A 22,666-nucleotide genomic window follows, 5' to 3' on the forward strand; every position below is an offset into this window, starting at 1 on the left:
GACCTCAAGAAGCGAGAGTGTAGCTGTCGCCGATGTACAGGTCGATGCGCAGCGACGGCATGTGCGGCGCAAGCCCAGCGAGTGCGTCGGGCGGGCAGGAATGGCCAAGCGCCACCGGCCGTCCGGCACCTTCCCAGATGGCGAGGTTGCCCGACAGCGTCGGATGCGTCGGCATGCGTATCCAGCCGGCCCGGCCAGCCGCATGCAACGCCTCGCCCGGAGAACCCGCCGGCAGATGGCCGGTGAGCAGGACGGGATAGCCGGCGGCATCGGCCAGCGGCAGCAACGTCGCCGACGGCCCGGCCTTGCCCATGCCGTCGTCGGCAAGCAGTGCGCAGGCCGGCAAGCCATCGTCGTCGTGCCAGTCGGCGGCATCAGTCAGGCGCCGCCGCAATTGTGGGACCATCGCCGGATGGAGAGCCGCCCTCGCCTCGATCTGGGCCGCGAGCGAAGCCCGCATGCCGGCGTGGATGGCGATGGGACCAGGGAGAACGGCCATCAGTTCGAGCGAGCGGCCCGACAGCGGCGTCGGCAGAAGGCAGCCTCCCGGATGGGCAGCGACCCACTCGCCGATCGCCTGGGCGCGAGCCGCACCGCTGACCAAGTCGGCGCCATAGGACGCATCGAACACCAAGAGGTCGCAACGCGGCATCGGGTCCATGACGAACACGCTGCTGTCGGGCACCACGTCGGCGGAATAGACAACCTTGCGGCTGCCGTCGTCGACCGCGAACCAGACACCACCGACGACATGACCGGAGCGGCCGGTGGCGACCTGCAGACCGCCGATCGTCAAGATGTCTCCGGGCTCAAAAAGCTCTATTCGTTCCTCAGGAAGCGGAAAACGCTTGAATTCGTCAGGATCGGCATAGGCGCCGAGCGTCGCTGGAGCTTCCTCAAGTGTCTCGGATGTCATCAGGATGCGCCCGCCATAGCCTTGCGAAAGCAGCCAGCTCAGCGCGCCGACATGGTCTTCATGAGCATGCGAGATGAGTACCGCATCCAGTTCATCGATGCCGCCAGCAAGTACCGGGTAGTACTCCGCGCCGGAAGCACCGACCTTGATGCCGGCATCGAGCAGGATGCGCTGGCCACCGCCTGAAATGGCCACGCAGGTGCGCCCCTTCTCACCAAAGCCGCCGCAGAGATCGACCCGCATCGTCATGCCGCAGCACCGCCGGGGATCAGCCAGCCGGAGGCGATGCGGACGCGCGCCTTGGCGCCAGCTTCGAACGGATTGGGGTCGGGCTGCTCGAAATGCAGCGTGACGGACGGATCGGCGTCCGGGGCAAACTCGATGCGTGCCACGCCGCCCTTGTAGACCGCGCGCCTGACCGTGCCGTCGATGCCCGGTTCGCCAGCGGCAGCCGCCGAGATTTCAGGGGCGCGGCAGCAGATCTTGGCGTTGTCGCGTGGTCTCTCGCCCTCGCGGCAGCGAACGACGATCTCCTGACCGAGCACGCCCACCCTGATATGACCGCTTTCGGCCGGACTGAGCACCTGGGCAGGAATGACGATGCCTTCGGAGATGAAGGAGGCGACCATCTCGTTGGCCGGCTCGCTATAAAGTTCGCGGGGTGCTGCGAGTTGGGCCAGGCGGCCATTGTCCATGACGGCGATACGGTCGGCCAGCGCCATGGCTTCGGCCTGGTCGTGGGTAATGTAGACGATCGTTGTGCCAGTGCGTTTGTGGAAGGCGGCAAACTCGTCTTCCATCGCGGCGCGCAAATGGACGTCAAGATTGGCCAGCGGTTCGTCGAACAGCACCAGCGATGGTGCCGCGACCAGGCAGCGGGCAAGCGCGACCCGCTGGCGCTGGCCGCCGGAAAGATTGGCCGGCCGGCGGTCGCCGAAACCCTTGAGGTCGACAAGCGCCATGGCGTCGTCGACCCTGCGCTTGCGGGTCTCGGCATCGACCTTGGCGACCTTGAGCGAATAGCCGATGTTCTCGGCAACCGTCATGTGCGGCCACAGCGCGTAATTCTGGAAAACGATGCCGACGCGCCGCTTCTCCGGTGGAACGCAGCCATCGGCGGTGGAGACGATCTCGTTGCCGATGCGGATATCGCCTGAGGTGACGTTCTCGAACCCGGCGACGAGACGGAGCAAAGTCGTCTTGCCGCAGCCGGACGGCCCCAGCACGGCCAGGAACTCCCCGTCCCTGACATCGATGGAGACGTCCTTGACAGCGTCGAAGTCGCCGAAGGTCTTGGTGACGCCGTTGATGATCAGTCCCGCCATGGGAGCACTCCGCTGGGTAGGTGGGCGGCAAGCAGATTTGCCAGCAGCATCAGGACGAAGGTTATCGCCACTGTGATCGCCGAAATTGCCGACGCGTAATTGGAATCGCCGCCTTGCTCGAAGGAGAACATCAAGACGCCGATCGTCTCGGAACCCGATGACCACAGCAGCGCCGAGACGGTCAGCTCGCTGAGCGCGGTCATGAAGATGAGCAGGCCGCCGGCAAGTGCTGCCGGCGCGACGAGCGGGAAGATGATGGTGCGCATGCGGGTGAACAGGCCAGCACCGGCGATGCGCGCCGCCTCCTCCAGCGCCCGGTCGATCTGGTGGTACCCAGCGATGGTTGGCCGCAGCGCCAGCACCAGGAAGCGGGCGAGATAGGCATAGAGGATGATCCAGACGGTGTTGTAGATCTGGACGCCAGTGAACGGGATGGGCTTGAGGAAGAGCAGCAGCGAGGCAATCGCCAGCACCACCCCCGGCAAGGCGTAGGGCAGTTCGACCGCGAGGTTCAGGTACTTGACCCACTTCTTGCCGCTCCAGGCGACGAGATAGGCGACCGGGATCGCGACCAGCACGGCGAAGATGGCCGCGGAGAGCGACAGCGCAAAGCTGTTGAGGAAGGCGCGCCTGGCCGCACCATATTCGAACAGGACGAAGCGGTAGTTGTCGAGCGTGGCGGTGGCGGCATTGAGAGGAATGCCGTAGCCGGGCACCAGCGAGCTGAGCAGCAGACCAAGCAGTGGCAGGAACAGGATCAGCACGATCAGGCACCACATCATGACCTGCACCGGCAGTCGCCACTTGCCCAATTCATAGGGCTCGGCGGCAAGCGACGTCGAGCTGATGCGGTAATCGCGACGCCGACTCATCATCTCCTGGGCGACGATACCGGCCATGGCGATGAGGCCGATCAGGACCGACAGGAAGGCCGCGTCGCCGAGCACGGCAGGGCCGCCGCCGGCAAGCCGCTGGTAGATCAGCGTCGGCAGCACGAGATAGTTGGCGGGAATGCCGAGGAAGGCGGGGATGCCGAAATTGCCGACACATGAGACGAAGGCGAGTGCCGCCGCCGCAACGATCGACGGGGTCATCAGCGGCAAAACGATGGTGCGCAGCACAGTGAACCAGCCAGCACCACTGGCGCGGGCGGCCTCGACCAGCTCACGCGGCAGTTTCCTCAGCCCGGCGCGCACGAGCAGGAAGACCAGCGGCCCGTATTGCACGCCAAGCAACAGGATGATGCCTTCGGGCGAATAAAGCGGGTTGCGGCTGCCCAGCGGCGGCGCAATGCCAAACAGCTTGAGCAACGGGCTTGCCGGGCCGAACAGCTGCAGCCAGGCAAGTGCGGTCACCTGCGGCGCGATCATCAACGGCATGACGTAACACAGCACGAAGGCGCTGCGACCACGCACATCGGTGAGCGTGACAAGCAGCGCGATCGACGTGCCGAGGATCACGGCCAGCGCGGTGCCGAGAAAGCCGACGACGAGCGTATTGCCCGTGGCGACCCAGGTCGTCGCGTTGGTCAGGCCGGCGCTGATCGCCGCTGTGGACACGGTGCCGCCCGGAGCGAAGATCTCCTGGATCAGGCGCAGCATCGGCAGGATGGACAACAGCACGATGAGTGCGGCGACCACCACCGTCATGGCCCATTCCTGGCCTCGACCTTGTTTCAGCCTGACAGACATTTTTCGGTTCCGGAAAACAGGGCGGCTCTCCCTTGCAAGGGCGCCGAGCGACGCAGGCGCATCGACAGTTCAAACCTGCGAATGGAGCCCCGGAAGGCCGATGAGCCTTCCGGGGCATGCCAATGGCTGTTATCCGCCGAACAGGCCGGAGAACTTGGTCTTGTCGGCCTCGATCTTCTCGACGATCGTCTTGACGTCGAAGTTCATGACCTTGACCTCGACGCCTTCGGGCAGCCAGGCTGGGCGGCCGACGGAAGACTTGGCCGGCAGATAGCCCTGGTCGAGGGCGAGTTTCTGGCCCTCGTCGGAAAGAATGAAGTCGACGAATTGCTTGGCGCCGGCGACGTTCTTTGCCGTCGAAAGAATGGCCACCGGCTCGGTGACGGCGGGCACGCCCTCGGACGGGAAGACGAACTCGATCGGCGAGCCTTTGGCCTTGGCATTCATCGCCATGAAGTCGACCAGGATGCCGTAGGGCTTCTCGCCGCTGGCAACCGACTTCAGCACAGCACCGTTGCCGCGCACGGAGATGGTGTTGTTGGCCTTCAGCTTGTCGAAATAGCCCCAGCCATAATCGGCATTGCCGGTGAAGCCGGAAAGCAGGTAGGCGGCGGCTCCCGAATAGAGCGGGCTCGGCATGACCAGGCCATTGGCATAGGCAGGCTTGGCCAGGTCAGCCCAATGCTCGGGCTTTTCAGCAGCGGCGGTGTTGTAGGCGATGCCTGTGGTGATCAGCTTGGAGCCGAAATAGGTCTTGTCGGCATCGTAGGAGTCAGCCGCGAAACCATCGAGCTTGGCCTCGGGATAGGCCATCAGCCGCGCCTCCTTCTTCAGCAGTTCCATGCTGACCGCATCGGCAATCAGCAGCACATCGGGCTGCGGGCTGTTGGCGGCGAACTCGGCAGCGAGCTTGGCCAGGACATCGCTGGTTCCCGAGCGGTAGATCTGCACATCGACGTCGGGATGCGCCTTCTTGAAGGCCTCGACGGTCCTGGTCGCATCGGCTTCCGGCTGGGACGTGTAAAGGGTCAGCGTTTCGGCGTTGGCCGCACCTGCAAACAGCGCCATTGCCAAGGCGAGCTGGCTCGCGGCCAGCCTGACGAATGTCGTTTTCATGAAACCTCCTGTTGTGTCCACACATGGCAAGTCGGCTTCAGATCCGCGTGCCACGACCTCCCTACACAGCGCGTTTGACACTTGGGTGACAGAACGCTGACACATTTATGATATGATCATTTGTTGCCTGTCAAATACAAATGAACATGCTGCATTGCGAAATTTTGACCCTGAAAAGACGGTTTCGGACGGTCATCCGGCCCTTGCATGTGGTGTAAGAAAAGCCATTCTTCGGAATCGAAACGGCATCGAGGGGCAGACAGGATGAGCACAAAGAATGCAGCGCCGGTAAAGGCAGGCGCGGCGATGGTCTCATCCGACCTCGCGGTGAAGACGGCATGGCTCTACTACGTCGAAGGGCTGACCCAGGAGCAGATCGCCGACAAGCTGAAGGTGACCCGGGTCAAGGTGATGCGGACACTCGCCGCCTGTACCGCTGACGGGGTGGTGGTGACGACCATCAACGCCCAGACCACCAGGCAGGTCGAGCTCGAACGGGCACTGGAAAGGCAGTGGGGCCTCGATGCCGCCATCGTCGTGCCGACGCCTTCAGGCGACGAGCACCTGGAGAGGTCGATCGGCCATGCGATCGCGCTTTATCTCGACGAGCAGATGCAGGACGGCATGACGCTGGCGATCGGCGGCGGCGCCACGCTGCATTCCAGCATCGGGTTCCTCAGCCGAAGGCATCTCAAGGGCGCCAGCGTCGTTGCCCTGGTCGGCAGCCTGCCGCACTCGCAATGGATCAATCCCTCAACCGTCGCCGCAAAGGTGGCCGAGGCCTTCGACGTCGACAGCTACCAGATCACCGCACCTGTGATCGCGCACAGCCGCGAGCTTCGTGATCTGTTGTGGGCACAGCCTGAACTGGTGGATGTGCGCAAGCGCGCGGCCAAGGCAGACATTGCTTTGCTGACCGTCGGCGAGATGTCGGCAAACGCCACCATCTTCCGCCATGGCATCGTGCCGCAATCCTTCGTTGCCCCGCTCAAGGCCAGAGGCGCTGTCGCCAACATGCTGTGCTACTTCATCGATGCCGAGGGCCGGATGGTCGAGCATGAGGTCAACGACAGGGTCATGGCCGTCGACCTTGAGGCCGTCGGCGCTGTGCCGAACCTGGTACTTGCCGCCGGCGGCAAGCGCAAGATCCCGGCCATTCGCGCAGCGCTTGCCGCGGTCAAGGCCAATGTGCTGATCACCGACAGCGACAGTGCGGCGGCACTGACCAAGCTGCCCTAGAGGCTGCGAGCAGCGGCCTAGAGCAGGCCCCTGTCACGCAGGAAGTCTTCGATGCCGACATGGGTCATCGCTTCGAATTCGGCGATCGCCTCGGCCATCTTGGTGCGCTGCGCGGCAAGCAAGGTGAAGACCTGGCGCATTTCACCTGAAACGCCGAAGCGGCCCCAGCGCTCCGCGATATGAGCCGGTAGGCCGATATCGGCGCAGAAGGTTTCCAGGCTGCCATAGCCGAGTTCGGCGACAAAAGCTTTGGTGGCCTCAGGCGACATGCGCTCATCGACGGCGTGGTCATGCAGCCGCTGCACGATCAATCTGACGTCGGACGGCGACGCCCTCATGACCTTGCTGACCAGGGAGCGGACATTCTCTGGATTGAAATCAGGCATGTAACCTCCAGTGGTGGCAAAGCTCACGGCTCGTGTTTTTTTTCGATCGTGGCACCGTCGCGTGATCATGCAGGTCACCCCGAACGATGACAAGCAGCGCATGCGCGATGCATCTCAGGGCGCCTCGATCATCCGCTTGGCACTATGCTCATCGGTGATCAGAACTGTCGGCCGCACCAGTTTCATCGCCCCCAGCAGCGCGTCGATCTTGTCGGTGCCGCCTGATGTCAGGATGCGCAGCGGGGCGCGCCTGATCCGGTCGACGTCGACCGACATGACCAGGTCGTTGATCGGGTGGTCGACCAGTTCGCCGTTGCGGTCGAAAAAGTGAAACATGAGATCGCCGACCGCGCCCTTGGCAGCCAGTTTCTTGCGCTCGGCCTCGGTGAGGAAGCCGCCGCGATAGAAAGTACTGGCCGAGGCGATGTCGCCGACGCTGACAAGCACGGCGTCAAGCGTGTCGGCGAGCGCAAAGACCTCGTGCAGGCCGCAGCGCTCGATCAGCGCGCGCTTGGTCTCGACGCTGTCGACGACAGCCGGCGCGGGAATGAGGTAGCCGTCGCCCTGGAAGGCCTGAGCGAAGCGCCAGGCGAATTCGGCCGGGTTTGTGCGGCGCGCCACGCCAACACCGCCAAGCAGCGAAATGACCCTGAAATCGCTGAGCGGCTTGCCGCTGATGAACGGCAAGGTCCCGGTAAGTGTGCGGCCCCAGCCGACACCCACAGACATGCCTGATTTCATCGCCTCGGACAGATAGTCGCCAGTGGCAGCACCTATGGCAGGAATCGGATCTGCCCCCTCGATGGAAAGCGGGGCAACGATTGCGCGCTGCACGCCGAACTTCTGCTCGAGTTCGCGCTCCTGCCTGACGATGCCGGACAGGTCGCCCTCAATGGCGATCCTGACCTCGTTGCGGGCACGCGCTTCGGCCAGCATCCTGACCACAGTGACGCGGCCGACGCCGAGGACCTCGGCGATGTCGTTCTGCGTCATCTGTTCGATGAAATACATCCAGGCGGCGCGGACGCGAAGCCGGTCGGCCCGGCTGTCGGTCGGGGAATTCTCGACATCCTGAGGTGTCTCGGCGGCACGCGATTTTCCACCCGACCCTTTGACACCCTTGCTCACGCGGCTCCCCCCGTTTCAGTTCACATCACTTTTCAAGGAACCGCGGCAAGGTCAAGCGGCGAGGTGTCGCGAATGAATTGCACCTCGTACAAAACAGTGCTGCAATGACCGAGTCTGGTGCTTCATCATGGCGCCGATCCGGCACGAAGGAATGCGTAAAATGCTGAGAAGTCTTTCTGAGGATGTTGTCGTCAACATCAAGGATCGCCTCCGCGACGTGCGTCATTTGGTTCGCGCCAGCCGTCACGACAATCCCGGCGGCCCGCGCCGGCCACAGGTAGCCGAGCCGTTTGCCCCGCCTGCCGAGATCGAGCGGCTGCTTGGCCGTGCGGCAAGCGTGGTCGACGATACGCTGACGGTCGCCGAGACGGTGTCGCGCTCGTTGCTGCCGATCATTCGCGCCAGCAATGGCGCCCGCCTGCACGGCTTCGACACCTACTTCGCCACCGGGCGCACGGCTGCGGTCGAAGGCGAGCGGCTGTTTCGCCGCGACCTTTATGCCGCGCTCAAGGCCTCGCCGCGGCTGAGTGCCGACGATCGGACGCCGCTGCACGAGGCAGGTTTCAGCCAGGCGCATCTGGCTATCCGCCGTAACCATGGCGAATTGCTCGCGGCTATGCGCACGGCAGGCCCAAACAGCCGGCTGGATGCCGTCGCCGCCGTTGCCGCTGCCACGCTTGTCGAACTGCTCGCCAGCCAGCAACCGTCCGGCGATGGCATGACGGGTCCCGATCTCGTACCGCTGGCGCCTGTGGCGCTCGCCGCCGGCATCGCCACGCTGTCGCCGTCCGGCATGAGCGACGTCGACCTGCTGGAAGCGGCCGGCTTGGCGATCGAGGCACGCCGCGACCGCATCATGCGCGCGCTCGATGGGGCAACTCCCGTCGAGGACCTTGGTGCGATCTTCCGGGTGCTGCTGGCGCATTTGCCCTGAGCGGCACCCTGCCCGGCTAAGCCCCCAGCTCGGCGATGCACTTCTTGGCACGCTGGATCGAGGCCGGGCTCATCGACAGCTCGGTCAGGCCCATGCGGATGAACTGCGGGACCAAATCCGGGCGGCCCGCTGCCTCGCCACACATGCCGACCATGATGCCGGCCGCCACCCCTGCCCGCGCGGTCATCTCGATCGCCGACATGACCGCGACATTGGTGACGTCGTTGAGCTTGGCGACCGTCGGATTGAGCCTGTCGGCGGCCATGATGTATTGGGTCAGATCGTTGGTGCCGATGGAAAAGAAGGCGACTTCCCTAGCCAGCGTCGGCGCGATCAATACGGCCGCCGGCGTCTCGATCATTACACCGAGCTGAAACTCGCCAAAGGTTATGTTTTCGGCACGCAGTTCCGCCTTGCAGGTCTCGATCAAGGCACGCGTCTGCCTGACTTCGTCGATGTCGGAGACCATCGGCAGCATCACCTTGACGTTGCCATGGACAGCGGCGCGCAGCAGCGCCCTGAGCTGCGGCTTGAAGATGTCGGGCCGGTCGAGGCACATGCGGATGCCGCGCCAGCCGAGGAACGGGTTTTCCTCCTGAGGGAACTCGATGCCCGAAATCGGCTTGTCACCGCCGATGTCGAGCGTGCGCACGATGACCGGATAGGGTGCGAAAGCGGTCGCAAGCGCCGCATAGGTCTCGGCCTGCATATCCTCCGACGGCAGGTGCATATGGCGCATGAACAGCAATTCGGTGCGGAACAGGCCGACGCCCATCGCGCCCGCCTCGCGCGCGGCGTCGATCTCTTCAAGCGATCCGATATTTGCCGCGACTTCGATGATCGTGCCATCGGCGCGGCGCGGCGTTGCGTCCTTGAAAGCTTTCAGCGCTTCGCGTTCGCGGGCGGCGTCGGCGATCCGGGCCGCGAAACGGCCAAGCAGATGCGCGTTCGGGTCGGCAACCACCTGGCCACGATGACCGTCGAGCGCAATTTGCTTCGTCGCACGCAGTTGTTCAACCTGCCGCCCCATACCGAGCACTGCCGGGATGCCGTGGGCGCGGGCGATGATGGCGATGTGCGATGTCGCGCCGCCATGGCCGCAAACGATGCCGCCGATACGCTTGAGCGGCGCGCGGGCCAGGTCCCAGGCGCCGATGTCGTCGGCGATCAGGATAGCGCCCTGCGGGATGTCGTCGAGGCTGACGTCGGCCTGGCCGAGCAGCGCCAGGCAGATCTGGCGGCCGACAGCCTGCACGTCGTCGGCGCGCGCGTTGAGATAGGGATCGTCGACCTGCCCGAACTGGGCGGCGATCTTGGTGGCCGCACCAATGACGGCCGAAACCGCGTCCGAGCCGGTCTTGATCGCAGCGACAACCTCGTCCCTCAGTTCGTCATCGGCGGCGATGTCGCGCAAGGCGGCGATGATGCCGCGGTCATTCGCTGACAGGGTCTCGGAGGTGAGCGAGGCGTTCATCCGTGCCTGCACCGTATCCACTGCAGCAGTGAAACGGACGAGCTCGGCAGCAATGTCGGCGGGCGACAGCGTCCGGCTCTCCGGTTTGATCTCGGGTGGGAAATGGGCGAAGGCCGCGCCGACTGCGTAACCCTCACTTGCCGCCACGCCGCGCAAGGCACCGGCAATATCTTCTTCGACCGGTGCAGTCGGCGTGACCAATTTCAGCGTTTCGCCTGCCGGATCCGGTTCGGCGGGAGCCGTTTCCTCCGCCAGCCCGGCAAGCGGGTTTTCCAGATAGCCGACCAGGGCCTCGACCGCCTCGATCTCGTCTGCGCCGCTGGTACGGATCGTCACCTCATCGTTTTCCTTGACGGCAAGCAGCATCAGCTTGACCGCACTCTTGGCGCTGGCAGCCTTGCCGCCCTTGATGATCTCGACTTCGCTCTCGAAGCTCTTGGCGAGCTTGACGAAGCGGGTGGCGGGCCGGGCATGCAGCCCCTCATGCACTCTGACGATCGTCGAGCGTTCCATAGGCGGGTCTCTCGTTCCAGTTCAGTATAGCCGCGTCTTGCGCGGCGATCAGCGGCCGATGGTGATGGCTGCACCGGCCTTCAAGGCGGCGACCAGCACCTCGCCCTCGACCGCCGAGGCGCAGATTTCGCCTGGCCGCTCGGCGGCGTTGGCGCCGTTGAAATTGATGACCACATGGCCGATCTCGCGCACCTTGTTCCAGGCGCTGTCGCCCATCGCGGTGATGATGCCCTCGAGTTCGCCGATGGCAATCGCCGCGCCGACGGCGGGTGCAGCGTCGCTTGGTCCGACTTCTGTCCTGTGCAGCACCGAAACCTCCGCCAATTCCGGCGGGGCGCCGTCGGCAAACAGGATCAGCACACCGCCTTCGGCCAGCTCCGCCACTTCCGGTCCGATTGCCGTGATGTGTGTCTTGAGGTGAACCGACATGATCGAAGCCTTTCTATGGAATCCAGGCCGATAGGCCTGCCTGGACGATGCTTGGTGCCGGCCCGAGCCGGCGATGGAAGATCGCCCGGCGGCAGCATGTGCCGCCGGGCAAGGGTATTAGAACACGACCAGGCTGACCGCCCAGGCGATGAGCACCGATACCGGGCCCATGATCTGGCGGCTGATCAGAACGGCGGGAACGCCGATCTCGATGGTCTTGGGCTTGGCCTCGCCGAGCGCCAGGCCGACCGGAACGAAGTCGCAGCCGACCTGGGTGTTGTAGGCAAACAGCGCCGGCAGCGCCATCGCCGGCGAGATCGTGCCGTTGGCAATCTGTGGACCGATGATCGCCACGCCGATGACCTGGGCGATGACCGCGCCTGGCCCGAGGATGGGCGACAGGAACGGCAGGCCGCAGATGGCCGAGATGACCAGCAGGCCGACGATGTTGTTGGCCAGAGGTCCCATCGGCTGGGCGAGAACATCGCCGATGCCGGTGTAGAGGATCAGGCCGATCAGCATTGTCACGAATGCCATGAACGGCAGCACGTTGCGGACGACCTGGTCGATGGTACGGCGGCCGGCATTGAAGAAGATGTTGACGACGCGGCCCATGACGCGGCCGATGCTGGCAACGAAGTTGATGAAGCCGCCGTCATTGGTCGGCACGGGTGCCGCCTTTGCCGCCGTCGCGAACGAGGCATTGTTCGCGTTGGAGGCCGCCCCGGCCGATGTCACAGCTTCCGAACCGTCGGCCATGGTGATGTCGCCTTCCTTGACGCCCGACACGTAGATGTCTTCGGTGATGAACTGGGCGAGCGGACCCGCCTGCCCCACCGGGGTAAGGTTGACGGTGGGGATGCGCTTGCGTGGATAAACCCCGCAACGCGCCGTGCCGCCGCAATCGACGACGACCACTGCCATCTCGCCTTCGACCGGCGGCGACTTGAAGCCATCGACCGCTTCAGCGCCGGTCATCTCGGCGATGCGAGCGGCGACCGGGTGGATGCCGCCGCCGGTGACGGAAACGACCTTGTTGCGCTCCGGCGTCGGCTGGACGACCAGGGGGCCACCCCAGCCGCTCTTGCCGCGGGAGATTTTGACTGCCTTGTAAGACTTGGTCATGTGTCCCTCCCCGCCCTTACAGCTCGACGCCCTGGCGACGTGCCATGATTGCGGTGATGCGCTCGGTCAGCATGCCCTTGAGCAGGATGACGACGAGGCCGACGATGGCGTACCAGATGGCGACCTGGATGTGGTAGCCGCCGGGAACCGCGCCTTTTTTCTCAAGTTCGAGAAGGGCCACCAGGATACCGCCCCAGACGAAATATTCGCCCGGATTGATGTGCGGGAACAGGCCGAGCGGCGGATGCACATAGGAGACCGCCGCGTCATAGAAGGCGGGCTTGTGCTTTTCTTCGAGGAACGAACCGAAGGTGTAGGCCATCGGATTGGTCAGGAAGAACACCGCGATCAGCGGCAGCACCGTATAGCGGGTCAGCGCGATGCGGCCTGCGCCGCGGGCGATGCCGTGCACCCGCTCTTCGCCGACCAGTTCGGTCAGCGCGTAGAAGGCCGTCATCAGCACGACGAGCGTCGGGATGATGCCGGTGACGAAGCCGGCGAAGACCTCGCCGCCCTTCTGGAAGATGCCGATGAAATATTTGCCGATGCTGGTGAGCCAGCCGAGCTGCTCCTCCTGGGCAACGGTGTTCAGCTTTTCCTTGAACTGCTCAACGGTAAGGTCGCCGCTCGCCTGAGCAAGCACGACAAGATCGTTGGTCGCTCCCTTGACGGCGAGCTTGCCGTGCATTGCAGCATCCGTGGCCATCGAACCCGCGACATGCAGGTTCTGGACGGCCATGTCGGCGTGCTGCGCCAACATAGATAGGACTGACATTTCTCCTCCTTGATATCCTCACCCCAACGAGATCGCGCCCGAAGGTTCTGTCCCTACGTACCCACTGGCTTGAGGCCGGCGAGGCCGGGCCCCTTTGGCTCGAGCCGTGTTCGGTCGACCTGCTCGACCGCCTTCTTCACGGCTTCCGCCACACCGGCTTCCCCCTCTCCCAGTACAGCGGGATTGGACCGGAGCTGATCGAGGGAAATTCCCTCCAGATTTTCATGTCGCTTGAACTTGGCGAAGACCGACCTGCCGGTCATGGTCAACACGCGCTGGACCTTGAGATCCGGCGTGACCACGATCAGCGCGATCGTTCCCTTGCCCAGCCGGCCACGGCAATTGCCGGCGCCGACATAGCCATCCTGGTATTTCGCGGTGATGCCCTTGAAGACGTCGGCGTAATGCCGCATCTGAACCCATACGCCGAGCGACTGTAGCGCCCAGACGACGCCCAGAAGCAGCAGGCCCCACTGCCAGATTGCCATAAGGCTCCTCCTCCCCGAAGTCCTCCAGAGCGCCCATATGAAGGGTCGCTCACACATCGATCAAAGAACATTTGTCTTTGTGAATGTCAATATGTATAACTTTGACCACTCTGGCACGGTGGATCCAATCCACAGCGGCATTTGGCATTTTGCCGGCCGGTGGTATCTTCCGGGCCGGGCAGGAGCGCTGCGACGATGGATCTGACCTTCAAGAACGAGCTGGCGCTTGTGCCCGACCTTCGCCATCGGCTCAGGCAGTTGCGCTGGTTCCGCGCGACCTTCCGCAACAGCGCGCGTGCGGTGACTGCCCGCTATGGCATCCGCTTCGATATCGACGAGAAGAAGCTGACGCGCATCTTCCTCGACTGGGTCGAGATCGTAAATGCCCAGAAGTCCTATGCACAACTCGACCGCGCCGACTTCATCGTCTACGCCGCGGGCCTTGCGCTCAAGGAACTGATCAGGCAGGCGCCAGCCCAGGCCGTCGACGCACCGTCGCCGAATGCGGCAGAGCCGGTGTTGCCTGTTCCCGAGATCGTCCGCTTCTGGCCGGAAGGCTTTGTCTATACCAATTTCTGCGTCTGCTCGATTGCGGTGCTGTTCGAACAGGAATTCGGCGAGGCGCCGGCCCTCGATGCCTGCGCCGACGATCTCCGCACGTGGTGGTCCTACAAGGAAAACACCGCCGAGATGCCGAGCTATGCGGTCGCCTATCTCGATCGCTTCCTCGGCGCCGAGCCCAACTGGCTGGCGCCCGACCTGCCGGAGGAGCGCGGCGCCATGCAGCGCGCACTGTCGGCGTCGGCCAAGCCAAGAGTGCTGGGCCAGGGCTGAAACCACGCGAAACACATCACGGGACGACGGCCATGGCTGTCGTCGTCGACAAACCACGACTGGCCTGGGCGCCACTGAATTCAGGAGACAGCAATTGCGGCAAGACAGCCTGGTGATTTTTGACTGCGACGGTGTTCTGGTCGACAGCGAGCCGCTGGCGGCCCTGGCCTATGAGCGCGCCTACGCCAAAAACGGCCTGCAGATCAAGGCCGAGGTTGTAGCGCATGGCGTCGGCATGAAGCAGTCCGACATCATCAAGAAGATCCACGAGTTGACCGGTCACCTGTTGCCCGAGGAGGCTACCGACGACATCTGGAACGAGACCAAGACACTGTTTACCGAGCAGCTCATTTCGACCAGGGACCTGCCGGTGTTTCTGCAGAGCCTTCAGGTTGCGCGTTGTGTCGCCTCCTCCTCTTCGGTCGAGCGGATCAACCACAGCCTCGCCGTAACCGGTCTGGCCGGACATTTCGGCGACGCCATTTTCAGCTCGTCGATGGTCGCACGCGGAAAACCCGCGCCCGACATCTTCTTGTTCGCCGCTGAAAGGATGGGCTTCGAACCTGCCCGTTGCGTGGTGATCGAGGATTCGCGTTATGGCGTCCAAGGTGCGCTAGCGGCTGGCATGACGGCAATAGGTTATGTCGGCGGCGGTCATACCCATGACGGCCATGGCCCCGAGCTTCTGGCAGCGGGTGCCGCGGTCGTCTGCGAAAGCTGGGACGAGGTCTCGGCCGCCTTGCGCCAACGCGGGTTCGTCTGACGACCGCCTGCGCGGCAGCCTATCTCAAGCGCCCGTAGTCGCGCATCAACTTAACCAGCCGATCATGCGGCATGGCCTGGATGCGGAAGCGGTCATGAGGCGTGCCGCCGGCATCCTCCGCTGCCAGCATGGCGTTGACGACGGCTTCCTCCACGCTGTCGACGGTCGCGGCGTAGATCGGGTCCAGCTTCTCGTCATTGACGATCTCGAGGCTGAGCTTTGCCGCCGCACGGTGGGCCATGGGCTGCGGGTTGGCGGTCGAAAAAGCCAGGAAGATGTCGCCGGAATTGTTGCCTCCGGGGGTGCCGCCACGGCCGATGCCGATGGAAGCGCGCCGCGCCAGCCGCTGCAACTGGTGCGGAGCCATCGGCAGGTCGGTGGCGATGACGACGATGATCGAACCACGCTCGGCCAACTGGCTCTGGGGCGTGCCGTCGCGCATATGTTCGCCGACAGGTACACCCCGGATGGTCAGCCAGTCACGCTGGCCATGATTGGCCTGGACCAGCGTGCCGATCCTGTGCTCGCGTCCGCCGAACTCGACGATACGCGACGACGTGCCCGTCCCGCCCTTGAAGCCATAGGTAACCATGCCGGTGCCGCCGCCGCAGTTGCCCTCCTGCACCGGCCCCGATGACAGGCCGTCGAGGGCTGCCCTGACGTCCGCTTCGGTTAGCGGCAGGCCGTTGATGTCGTTCAGGACGCCATCATAGGTTTCGGCAATGACCGGCATGATCCACAGGAAGCTGTCCGTGTCATAGGTCGAGGCGTAACGCTCGAGCATCCATTTCACGGTCGCATGGTGGGCCATGCCGATCGCATGGGTGTTGGTGATGACGACCGGACCCAAAAAATAGCCGCCATCCTCGATCCAGTGGGTGCCGGTCATTTCGCCATTGCCGTTGAAACGATGCACCCCGGCATAGACCGGCACGGGTGTCGGCGAAGCCGCATGCGGCAGGATGGCGGTCACACCGGTGCGTACCGGGCGCTTGCGGCCCGGCCGCGGTACATCCTCGAAGATCGTCCGGAACCCCACGCCAATGCCGTCGACATCGGTGATCGCGTTGAGCGGGCCGGTGCGGCCTGGAAATGGCAGGCCGAGATCGCGGGCCCGGGCTTTGGTGGCAGGAGAATTCGTTTTGGTCATGGAGGTCATTTCTGCCGTGAGCGCAGGTAGAGGCCAAGCGAGGCCACGACGAAGGAGAAGGAAAGCATCATCACCGCGATGGCGTTGATCTCGGGCTTGATGCCGCGACGGAGCATGGCGAAGATGAACATCGGCAACGTCGTCACGTCGACGCCGGCGATGAAATAGGTGATCACGAGGTCATCCATCGAGATGATGAAGGCGAGCAGCGCGCCGCCGACGATGCCCGGCAGCAATTGCGGAAACACCACCTTGCGGAAGGTCACCCACTCGTTGGCGCCCAGATCGGCGGAGGCGTTTTCGAGCGTGCGATCCATGCCCGCCAACCGCGCCGAGACGACGATGAAGACATAAGAAATCAGGAAGGTGCATTGGCCGATGATGATCGTGGTCAGGCCAAGCGTGATGCCCGAATTGACGAAGAAGATCAGCAACGCAATGCCGAGCACGATGTCGGGCATCAGCATCGGCATGAACATGACAGTGCGATAGAAGCGCTTGCCAAAGAAGGCGAACCGGTAGAGCGCAATGGCCACCGCCGTGCCGAAGACAGTCGCGATCACCGTGGTGGATCCGGCAATGATCAGGCTGTTCCAGACGGCCTGGACGAGTTGGTCGGTCGATTCGATGTACAGCGCATTTTCGGAGATGGTCGTTTTGAAGCCGAGGACCTGCGCGTACCATTCGGTGGTGAAGCCGGTCCAGGTCATCATGTTGACCGGGTTGGAATTGAACGAATAGACGGCGATCAGCACCAGCGGAATGTAGATGAAGGCGAAGAACAGCGCGGTGTAGGCAAACAGGGTGCCGCGGAAGAGGAAGCGAGCGATCTTCATGGTCTCTCCCTCAGTTCATGACGTCAGTGCCGCGACGGCCGGACGCGACGACATGGATGAAGAGCAGCACAAGCATCACGCTCATGACCATCATCGCCAGCGCCGAGCCGAAGGGCCAGTTGCGGGCCGAGAGGAACTGCTGCTCGATGAGATTGCCCAGCATCATCACCTTGGCGCCGCCGAGCACTGCCGGAACGACGAAGTTTCCAAGTGCCGGGATGAAGACGATGATGGCGCCGCCGGCGATGCCGGGAGCTGTCAGCGGCAGGATGATCCGGATGAAGGTGCGGATGGGTCCGGCGCCGAGATCGAGGGATGCGCGCACCAGCGTCCAGTCAAGCTTTTCGACGCTGGCATAGACGGGCATGAACATGAACGGGATGAAGATGTAGACCATTCCGAGCACGATCGCGCCGTCGGTGTAGATGAGTTCAAGCGGGCGATCGATGATACCGCCTGCCAACAGCACCTCGTTGACGATGCCGGTCTGGCGCAGGATGAGCACCCAGATGAACAGGCGCACGATCAGGCTGGTGAAGAAGGGCAGCGTAATCAGGAACAGGCAGAAATTCTTCCAGCGTTCCGACAATCGGGAAATGCAGAAGGCCGCGGGATAACAGACGAACAGGGTGGCAATGACGGTGAACGCCGCGATCTTGAGCGAGCGCAGGAAGATCGAGAGATAGACCGGGTCGAAAACCTCGAATGCCGGATCGGCGAAACCGAGGATGCGGCCGTAATTATGCGGATAAAAGACCCACTCCACCCCACCATAGAGGCCGGGCGCCAGGAAGCTGGTGACGATCATGATCGCAAGCGGGCCAAGGAAGAAGACGGCAAAAAACAGCGATACGGGCGTGAGCAGCAGCGCGAGTTGAACGCGACGGCGACCGGCAAGCGACATGTCAGATGCCATCGGCGTCGCACCTGATCAGATGGACCGCGGCCGGATCGTAGGACAGCCGCGCTTTCCGCGTCTGTTCGACTTCGCCGATGAAGCTGCGTCGACCGGCAGGAATTTCCGCGCTCACCTTGCGCCCCTCGGCCGTGTGGCCGAACAGCTCGAATGACGAGCCGACGAAGACAATTTGCTCGACCTCGACGTCGAGAAAAGGAAAATCCCGACCCTCCCCCGAAATGAAGAACTGTTCGGGGCGGATCAAAGCCTTGGCCTTGCCTGACATGTTCGCCATGGATGGCGGGTGGCGGATCGTGATGCCGTCGTTCGTCAGCAGCCAGCCCTTGTCCAGCTGGCCTTCGAAAAGATTGCTGGCACCGACGAAGGTGGCCACGAAACTGTTGTTTGGGCGGTCGTAGATGTTGCGTGGAGTGTCCAGTTGCTGGATGCGGCCGCCGGAAAGCACCGCCACGCGGTCCGACATGGTCAGCGCTTCCTGCTGGTCGTGGGTGACGAAGATGAAGGAAATGCCGAGCTCGCTTTGCAGCGTCTTCAGCTCGATCTGCATCGCCTGGCGCAGGTTCTTGTCCAGTGCCGACAGCGGCTCGTCGAGAAGCAGCAGCTTTGGTCGGGCAATGATGGCGCGGGCAAGCGCCACGCGCTGCTGCTGACCGCCGGAAAGCTGGCGTGGGCGGCGGCCTTCCATGCCGGTCAGGCCAACCATGTCGAGCGCGGCTGCGACCTGCTTCATCCGCTCGGATTTGGCGACACCGGCAACCTCCAGCGCATAACCGGTGTTCTCGCCGACGGTCATGTGGGGGAAGAGCGCGTAATTCTGGAAGACGGTGTTGACGGGCCTGCGGTAAGGCGGCCGCGTGGTCACGTCCTCGCCGTCGATCAGGATGCGGCCGGCATCAAGCTCGACAAAACCGCTGATCGCCTGAAGCAGCGTGGTCTTGCCGCAGCCTGAAGGACCAAGCAGGGTCAGGAATTCATTGCGGCCGACATCGAGGTCGATCGCGTCGAGCGCCGTCACGCTCATGCCTTCCGGCGTGGGAAAGGTCTTTGCCGCCCCCTCCAGCCGGACAATGGAATCTCGCATCTGCCGTTCCCCGAATTGTTATCTAAATAACTCTTGTGCGATTGAGAGATTTGGATACCATTTGGCCATCCAAGTCAACGGCCGCCAGAAGCCGAGTCCGGAGCCCTCGAAGGCCAGCCTGCGAGGCAGACACCAACAGAGGAGAATTCGATGAAGAACGTATGCCAAGCAGTCGCGGCTGCTGGACCCACCAGGCTAAACCTGTGGGCGAAGTTTGCCGCAGCTTCAGTCGCCGCAGTCGTTTCGACAGTTGCGCCGGCCACGGCCGCTGACTTGAACATTTACAACTGGGGCGAATACATCAATCCGGCTGTACTGAAGAAATTCGAGGACGAGACCCAGATCAAGGTCAACCTGTCGACCTATTCGTCGAACGAGGAAATGCTGGCCAAGATCCAGGGCGGCGCCACCGGTTACGACATCGTCTTCCCTTCGGTGCATATGCAAGACATCATGGCCAAGCTCGACCTGCTCGAGAAGACCGACATCAACAGCTATGATGGGTTCAAGAACATCGATCCGACATTCATGCGCGCCAAGAGCGACCCGAAGGGCGAGTTTTGCCTGCCTTATGCATTCGGATCCGTCGGGATCTTCTACAACCGCAAGATCCTCGGCAAGGACATCACCGGCTGGAAGGACTTGATCGCCACCGTCGAGGCCAAGGGCCTGAAGTTCACGCTGCTCGACGACATGCGCGAGGTGCTGGCGGTCGGCCTGATCCTCAATGGCCACAAGGTCAATTCAACCGACCCCACGGAGCTGCAGCAGGCCGCCGACACGATCATCGCCATGAAGCCGGATGTTGCCGCCTTCACCTATGAGACGCGAGCGATGGTGCAGTCGGGCGATGTTGCGGCGGGACATTTTTTCGTCGGCGCCATGGTCGACGTGTTGGCCAACACGGCCGACCTCGGCTACGTCATCCCGGAAGAAGGCGCTACCATGTACCAGGAGGACATCTGCGTCCTGAAGACCGCGCCCAACAAGGACAACGCGCTCAAGTTCCTGCAGTTCTACACCCGCCCCGAGATCGCCGCACTCAACGTTTCGCAGCAGACAAACGGCACGGCGAACGTTCCGGCCCGGCAATTGACCCCCGACAACATCAAGAATAGCAAGGAGATCAACCCTTCGCCCGAGACGATGCAGCGGCTGCAGATCTTCGAGGATTTGGGCTCCGGTCTGCGCCAGCTTGACCGGGTCTGGACCAAGGTGAAGACAGCCCAGTAGCTGGGACCGCCCGCGCGGCGTTTCCGGCCGGAGAGCATATGGCGCAGCGAATCCTGAAGCTCGTGCAAAGCGTGGCGCTGAGGCGGTCGAAATCCGACAAGCTGATTGCGAACTACATCGAGCGCAACCTGGCTGAAATCCCGTTCGAGACGGCGCGCTCCATCGCCACCCGTCTCGAACTGTCGCCGATGACGGTCGGGCGTTACCTGCGCCGGATGGGCTTCGACGGCCTCGACCAATTGAAGCACGAGTTGCGGCGCGGCAGTTCCAATCCGGCCTGGCAGGTCAAGGGTCCGGTCGACCGTTTCCGGGAGGACATCCGCGAGGGCAAGCTGCTCGCCGGGCTCATCCAGCAGCAGATCGACAATCTCGGCCGGATCTACGAACTGACCGCCGCACCGGAGTGGCAGCAGACGATCGACGCACTGGTCTCGGCCAGCGAGGTCTATGTCGCGGCCTACCAGAACGTCCGCGGCATCGCCCAGTATTTCGCCAGCCAGCTGTCTTACACGCGGTCGCGCGTGCAATTCGTCGACGGGCTCAACGGCACCTATTCGGAACTGCTCGACGGTTCGGTCGAAGGTCGCGTGCTGTTCCTGCACGACGTCAGGCGCTTTGCTGCCAAGGCACGCCCGCTCGCCATGGAGGCGCGGCGCATGGGCGTCAAGGTCGTGCTGTTGACGGACGAGTTCTGCCCGTGGGGACCGGAAGTTTCCGACATCTGCCTCGTCGTGCCCGGATCGCACGGCCCGCTTTGGGACGGCTCGGCAACCATCATCGCGGTGATGGACCTGATGCTCAGCAACATCATCGTGCTGCTTGGCGATGAGGTCGGCGAACGCGTCGACCTGCTGACGCGGCTGCAGAATACTTTCGGCGACTTTGAAAGCTGATCCAGCGAGCCGGAATGCAAAATCCCCGCGCAGGCAGCGCGGGGATTTTGAAACTGCGCTAGGCGCGCGCCATTTCCAGCAGGATTTTCAGCACCTGCTCACGCCGCTCGACTTGCGGCATGTGGCCGGTGGCCGGGAAGACATGCAGCGCAACCTCGCCGGGGAGCCCCTGCGACTGGCTGGCCGGGATGATCCGGTCGTTGGCGCCGACGATGACACGGACGGGAATGCGCAGTCCGGCGATCAGGTTCCTGATGTCGAAAGTCTGGGTGCCGTCGGCGAAGAAGCGGTCGGCGATCTCGGCCTGTGCGGCACGCAGTTCGGCATCGGCCGCCTGCGCCAGCGTGGCGTTGACGAAAGGTTTCGACAGCACCGCCTCGTCGGCGACGAGCAGCCGCAGCCAGGGCATCAGGCTCGCTTCGCTCTTGGCCCGCACAAAGCCCTGCAGGAAGGCGCCGTTGATCTCGGGGCCGAGGCCAGCGGGGGCGATCAGTGCCAATGCACGCACATCGGCATGGCCACGCGCAGCGACTGTCGCTGCCACCGCTCCACCAAAGGAGTGGCCGACCAGCAGCGCCGGGCCCACATCGAGGGCGGCCAGCGTTGCCTCGACATCGCAGGCGATGGCCTCGAGATCGGCAGGCGTCTGCCGTGGTGAGCCGCCATGACCAGGCAGGTCGAGCGCCAGCATCGGCACATCGACCGGGCCGGCCGCCAGCATCGGTCGCCAGCTGTTCAGGTCAGCGCCGAAACCATGGAGCAGGACAATCGGACGCCCTTCACCCTGGCGCAGCCAGGCAAAGTTGAGCGGTGCCGCGCCAGCGGCCCGCTGTGGCGCCGGCCGCGGCTGGGAGGATGCCGGCGACCTTGAATTGATCAGTTCCGCGCGAACCGGGGCTTCGAGCTTCGGCACGGAGATTGCCGCCTCGACATCCTTGCGCATGACGCGGCCTTTCGGGCCGGAGCCGGCGATGGCGTCGAGTTCGAGCCCGGCTTCCGTAGCCAGGCGACGGGCCAGCGGTGTGGCGCGGATGCCGTTGTGCAGCGTTCCGGTCACGGCATTTGCGGGCACGGCCTCAGACACGGCCACAGGCGTGGTCGGAGCAGTCGTAACCGGAGCGGTAGACTGCGCGGGTGCCCCACTTGCAGCCACTTGCTGAGCCGGCTTGGCTGCTTCGCCCTCGGCATAGATCCAGGCGACCGCCTCACCGACCGGAATGTCGATGCCTTCCTTGCCGGTGACGTCGCGGAGGATTCCGCTGGCCGGCGCATCGATTTCCATCGCCGCCTTGTCGGTCTCTATTTCGAACAGCAGGTCGCCTTTCTTGACGGCTGCGCCCTCGTTGACATACCAGCGCGAGATACGCCCGGTCGCCATGTCCATGTCGACCTTGGGCAGGATTACTTCGACCGGCATG

At 63.6% G+C, this 22,666-nt stretch carries 22 protein-coding genes; 6 read left to right on the forward strand and 16 right to left on the reverse strand.

The window, feature by feature from the left end; all coding sequences use genetic code 11:
• Nucleotides 1-4: 4 nt before the first annotated feature.
• The 4 genes from ACHMW7_RS02805 to ACHMW7_RS02820 all read right to left on the reverse strand — a co-directional run bounded on the left by ACHMW7_RS02805 (nucleotide 5) and on the right by ACHMW7_RS02820 (nucleotide 5,048).
• Complete coding sequence (locus tag ACHMW7_RS02805; protein ID WP_395446367.1) at nucleotides 5-1,165, reverse strand: MBL fold metallo-hydrolase; 1,161 nt, start codon at nucleotides 1,163-1,165, stop codon at nucleotides 5-7.
• On the reverse strand, nucleotides 1,162-2,241 hold the full coding sequence (locus ACHMW7_RS02810; RefSeq protein WP_395446368.1) for an ABC transporter ATP-binding protein: 1,080 nt from the start codon (nucleotides 2,239-2,241) through the stop codon (nucleotides 1,162-1,164). Before ACHMW7_RS02810 ends, ACHMW7_RS02805 begins: the two co-directional genes overlap by 4 nt.
• Complete coding sequence (locus ACHMW7_RS02815; RefSeq protein ID WP_395446369.1) at nucleotides 2,229-3,932, reverse strand: ABC transporter permease; 1,704 nt, start codon at nucleotides 3,930-3,932, stop codon at nucleotides 2,229-2,231. Before ACHMW7_RS02815 ends, ACHMW7_RS02810 begins: the two co-directional genes overlap by 13 nt.
• Before the next feature lie 129 nt (nucleotides 3,933-4,061).
• Nucleotides 4,062-5,048, reverse strand: a complete 987-nt coding sequence (locus ACHMW7_RS02820) for an ABC transporter substrate-binding protein (RefSeq protein WP_395446370.1) — start codon at nucleotides 5,046-5,048, stop codon at nucleotides 4,062-4,064.
• Nucleotides 5,049-5,312: 264 nt separating this feature from the next.
• Here ACHMW7_RS02820 and ACHMW7_RS02825 point away from each other — a divergent pair, with 264 nt between their 5' ends.
• On the forward strand, nucleotides 5,313-6,287 hold the full coding sequence (locus tag ACHMW7_RS02825; protein WP_395446371.1) for a sugar-binding transcriptional regulator: 975 nt from the start codon (nucleotides 5,313-5,315) through the stop codon (nucleotides 6,285-6,287).
• 17 nt (nucleotides 6,288-6,304) lie between these two features.
• On the opposite strand, the gene ACHMW7_RS02830 is transcribed toward ACHMW7_RS02825, so the two are convergent.
• Both ACHMW7_RS02830 and ACHMW7_RS02835 read right to left on the reverse strand, forming a co-directional pair.
• A complete protein-coding gene (locus tag ACHMW7_RS02830) occupies nucleotides 6,305-6,673 on the reverse strand; it encodes a hypothetical protein (protein WP_395446372.1) in 369 nt (122 codons plus the stop codon).
• Between the two features lie 114 nt (nucleotides 6,674-6,787).
• Entirely contained in the window at nucleotides 6,788-7,801 is a 1,014-nt protein-coding gene (locus ACHMW7_RS02835; protein ID WP_395446373.1) for a sugar-binding transcriptional regulator, read from the reverse strand.
• Nucleotides 7,802-7,961: 160 nt separating this feature from the next.
• Between ACHMW7_RS02835 and ACHMW7_RS02840 the strand changes: the two genes are divergently transcribed.
• Nucleotides 7,962-8,735, forward strand: coding sequence for a hypothetical protein (locus ACHMW7_RS02840; RefSeq protein ID WP_395446374.1), 774 nt, complete (start codon nucleotides 7,962-7,964; stop codon nucleotides 8,733-8,735).
• A gap of 16 nt (nucleotides 8,736-8,751) precedes the next feature.
• Here the strand turns inward: ACHMW7_RS02840 and ptsP are convergent, their stop codons facing one another.
• From ptsP to ACHMW7_RS02865, 5 genes are all read right to left on the reverse strand, one after another.
• Complete coding sequence (gene ptsP, locus ACHMW7_RS02845) at nucleotides 8,752-10,722, reverse strand: phosphoenolpyruvate--protein phosphotransferase (RefSeq protein WP_395446375.1); 1,971 nt, start codon at nucleotides 10,720-10,722, stop codon at nucleotides 8,752-8,754.
• Between the two features lie 48 nt (nucleotides 10,723-10,770).
• Nucleotides 10,771-11,151, reverse strand: a complete 381-nt coding sequence (locus ACHMW7_RS02850; RefSeq protein ID WP_395446376.1) for a PTS glucitol/sorbitol transporter subunit IIA — start codon at nucleotides 11,149-11,151, stop codon at nucleotides 10,771-10,773.
• A gap of 117 nt (nucleotides 11,152-11,268) precedes the next feature.
• Nucleotides 11,269-12,276, reverse strand: coding sequence for a PTS glucitol/sorbitol transporter subunit IIB (locus ACHMW7_RS02855; protein WP_395446377.1), 1,008 nt, complete (start codon nucleotides 12,274-12,276; stop codon nucleotides 11,269-11,271).
• Between the two features lie 16 nt (nucleotides 12,277-12,292).
• Complete coding sequence (locus ACHMW7_RS02860; protein WP_395446378.1) at nucleotides 12,293-13,051, reverse strand: PTS glucitol/sorbitol transporter subunit IIC; 759 nt, start codon at nucleotides 13,049-13,051, stop codon at nucleotides 12,293-12,295.
• A 53-nt stretch (nucleotides 13,052-13,104) separates the two neighbouring features.
• On the reverse strand, nucleotides 13,105-13,539 hold the full coding sequence (locus ACHMW7_RS02865; protein WP_395446379.1) for a transcriptional regulator GutM: 435 nt from the start codon (nucleotides 13,537-13,539) through the stop codon (nucleotides 13,105-13,107).
• A 195-nt stretch (nucleotides 13,540-13,734) separates the two neighbouring features.
• Here ACHMW7_RS02865 and ACHMW7_RS02870 point away from each other — a divergent pair, with 195 nt between their 5' ends.
• Nucleotides 13,735-14,373: a hypothetical protein gene (locus tag ACHMW7_RS02870; protein WP_395446380.1), complete on the forward strand. Its 639-nt coding sequence runs from the start codon at nucleotides 13,735-13,737 to the stop codon at nucleotides 14,371-14,373.
• A gap of 94 nt (nucleotides 14,374-14,467) precedes the next feature.
• Nucleotides 14,468-15,136 carry an HAD family hydrolase gene (locus ACHMW7_RS02875; protein WP_395446381.1) on the forward strand — a complete coding sequence of 223 codons (669 nt, stop codon included), beginning with the start codon at nucleotides 14,468-14,470 and terminating at the stop codon, nucleotides 15,134-15,136.
• Between the two features lie 19 nt (nucleotides 15,137-15,155).
• Here the strand turns inward: ACHMW7_RS02875 and ACHMW7_RS02880 are convergent, their stop codons facing one another.
• Genes ACHMW7_RS02880 through ACHMW7_RS02895 form a run of 4 tightly spaced genes read right to left on the reverse strand, consistent with a single transcriptional unit; the run spans nucleotide 15,156 to nucleotide 19,122 of the window.
• A complete protein-coding gene (locus ACHMW7_RS02880) occupies nucleotides 15,156-16,295 on the reverse strand; it encodes a P1 family peptidase (RefSeq protein ID WP_395446382.1) in 1,140 nt (379 codons plus the stop codon).
• Nucleotides 16,292-17,122 (reverse strand): ABC transporter permease, encoded by an 831-nt coding sequence (locus ACHMW7_RS02885; protein WP_395446383.1) that lies wholly within the window; start codon nucleotides 17,120-17,122, stop codon nucleotides 16,292-16,294. The genes ACHMW7_RS02880 and ACHMW7_RS02885 overlap by 4 nt, the downstream gene beginning before the upstream one ends.
• Nucleotides 17,123-17,132: 10 nt before the next feature.
• Nucleotides 17,133-18,026, reverse strand: coding sequence for an ABC transporter permease (locus ACHMW7_RS02890; protein ID WP_395446704.1), 894 nt, complete (start codon nucleotides 18,024-18,026; stop codon nucleotides 17,133-17,135).
• A gap of 1 nt (nucleotide 18,027) precedes the next feature.
• A complete protein-coding gene (locus ACHMW7_RS02895) occupies nucleotides 18,028-19,122 on the reverse strand; it encodes an ABC transporter ATP-binding protein (RefSeq protein WP_395446384.1) in 1,095 nt (364 codons plus the stop codon).
• Nucleotides 19,123-19,272: 150 nt separating this feature from the next.
• Here ACHMW7_RS02895 and ACHMW7_RS02900 point away from each other — a divergent pair, with 150 nt between their 5' ends.
• Both ACHMW7_RS02900 and ACHMW7_RS02905 read left to right on the forward strand, forming a co-directional pair.
• The gene (locus ACHMW7_RS02900; RefSeq protein ID WP_395446385.1) at nucleotides 19,273-20,355 is read left to right on the forward strand and encodes a spermidine/putrescine ABC transporter substrate-binding protein; all 1,083 of its coding nucleotides are present in this window, start codon (nucleotides 19,273-19,275) and stop codon (nucleotides 20,353-20,355) included.
• Between the two features lie 38 nt (nucleotides 20,356-20,393).
• Nucleotides 20,394-21,248, forward strand: a complete 855-nt coding sequence (locus tag ACHMW7_RS02905) for a MurR/RpiR family transcriptional regulator (protein WP_395446386.1) — start codon at nucleotides 20,394-20,396, stop codon at nucleotides 21,246-21,248.
• A 58-nt stretch (nucleotides 21,249-21,306) separates the two neighbouring features.
• On the opposite strand, the gene ACHMW7_RS02910 is transcribed toward ACHMW7_RS02905, so the two are convergent.
• Nucleotides 21,307-22,665: an acetoin dehydrogenase dihydrolipoyllysine-residue acetyltransferase subunit gene (locus ACHMW7_RS02910; RefSeq protein ID WP_395446387.1), complete on the reverse strand. Its 1,359-nt coding sequence runs from the start codon at nucleotides 22,663-22,665 to the stop codon at nucleotides 21,307-21,309.
• Nucleotide 22,666: the final 1 nt, after the last annotated feature.

It is taken from the genome of Aminobacter sp. UC22_36, from assembly GCF_044056035.1.
Lineage (GTDB): Bacteria > Pseudomonadota > Alphaproteobacteria > Rhizobiales > Rhizobiaceae > Aminobacter.

Bases quoted from the DNA above. Each gene is read 5' to 3' on its own strand.
- ACHMW7_RS02805 (WP_395446367.1), bottom strand. From the start codon at position 1,165: ATGACGATGCGGGTCGATCTCTGCGGCGGCTTTGGTGAGAAGGGGCGC.
- ACHMW7_RS02810 (WP_395446368.1), bottom strand. From the start codon at position 2,241: ATGGCGGGACTGATCATCAACGGCGTCACCAAGACCTTCGGCGACTTC.
- ACHMW7_RS02815 (WP_395446369.1), bottom strand. From the start codon at position 3,932: ATGTCTGTCAGGCTGAAACAAGGTCGAGGCCAGGAATGGGCCATGACG.
- ACHMW7_RS02820 (WP_395446370.1), bottom strand. From the start codon at position 5,048: ATGAAAACGACATTCGTCAGGCTGGCCGCGAGCCAGCTCGCCTTGGCA.
- ACHMW7_RS02825 (WP_395446371.1), top strand. From the start codon at position 5,313: ATGAGCACAAAGAATGCAGCGCCGGTAAAGGCAGGCGCGGCGATGGTC.
- ACHMW7_RS02830 (WP_395446372.1), bottom strand. From the start codon at position 6,673: ATGCCTGATTTCAATCCAGAGAATGTCCGCTCCCTGGTCAGCAAGGTC.
- ACHMW7_RS02840 (WP_395446374.1), top strand. From the start codon at position 7,962: ATGCTGAGAAGTCTTTCTGAGGATGTTGTCGTCAACATCAAGGATCGC.
- ptsP (WP_395446375.1), bottom strand. From the start codon at position 10,722: ATGGAACGCTCGACGATCGTCAGAGTGCATGAGGGGCTGCATGCCCGG.
- ACHMW7_RS02850 (WP_395446376.1), bottom strand. From the start codon at position 11,151: ATGTCGGTTCACCTCAAGACACACATCACGGCAATCGGACCGGAAGTG.
- ACHMW7_RS02855 (WP_395446377.1), bottom strand. From the start codon at position 12,276: ATGACCAAGTCTTACAAGGCAGTCAAAATCTCCCGCGGCAAGAGCGGC.
- ACHMW7_RS02860 (WP_395446378.1), bottom strand. From the start codon at position 13,051: ATGTCAGTCCTATCTATGTTGGCGCAGCACGCCGACATGGCCGTCCAG.
- ACHMW7_RS02865 (WP_395446379.1), bottom strand. From the start codon at position 13,539: ATGGCAATCTGGCAGTGGGGCCTGCTGCTTCTGGGCGTCGTCTGGGCG.
- ACHMW7_RS02870 (WP_395446380.1), top strand. From the start codon at position 13,735: ATGGATCTGACCTTCAAGAACGAGCTGGCGCTTGTGCCCGACCTTCGC.
- ACHMW7_RS02880 (WP_395446382.1), bottom strand. From the start codon at position 16,295: ATGACCTCCATGACCAAAACGAATTCTCCTGCCACCAAAGCCCGGGCC.
- ACHMW7_RS02885 (WP_395446383.1), bottom strand. From the start codon at position 17,122: ATGAAGATCGCTCGCTTCCTCTTCCGCGGCACCCTGTTTGCCTACACC.
- ACHMW7_RS02890 (WP_395446704.1), bottom strand. From the start codon at position 18,026: ATGTCGCTTGCCGGTCGCCGTCGCGTTCAACTCGCGCTGCTGCTCACG.
- ACHMW7_RS02895 (WP_395446384.1), bottom strand. From the start codon at position 19,122: ATGCGAGATTCCATTGTCCGGCTGGAGGGGGCGGCAAAGACCTTTCCC.
- ACHMW7_RS02900 (WP_395446385.1), top strand. From the start codon at position 19,273: ATGAAGAACGTATGCCAAGCAGTCGCGGCTGCTGGACCCACCAGGCTA.
- ACHMW7_RS02905 (WP_395446386.1), top strand. From the start codon at position 20,394: ATGGCGCAGCGAATCCTGAAGCTCGTGCAAAGCGTGGCGCTGAGGCGG.
- ACHMW7_RS02910 (WP_395446387.1), bottom strand. From the start codon at position 22,665: ATGCCGGTCGAAGTAATCCTGCCCAAGGTCGACATGGACATGGCGACC.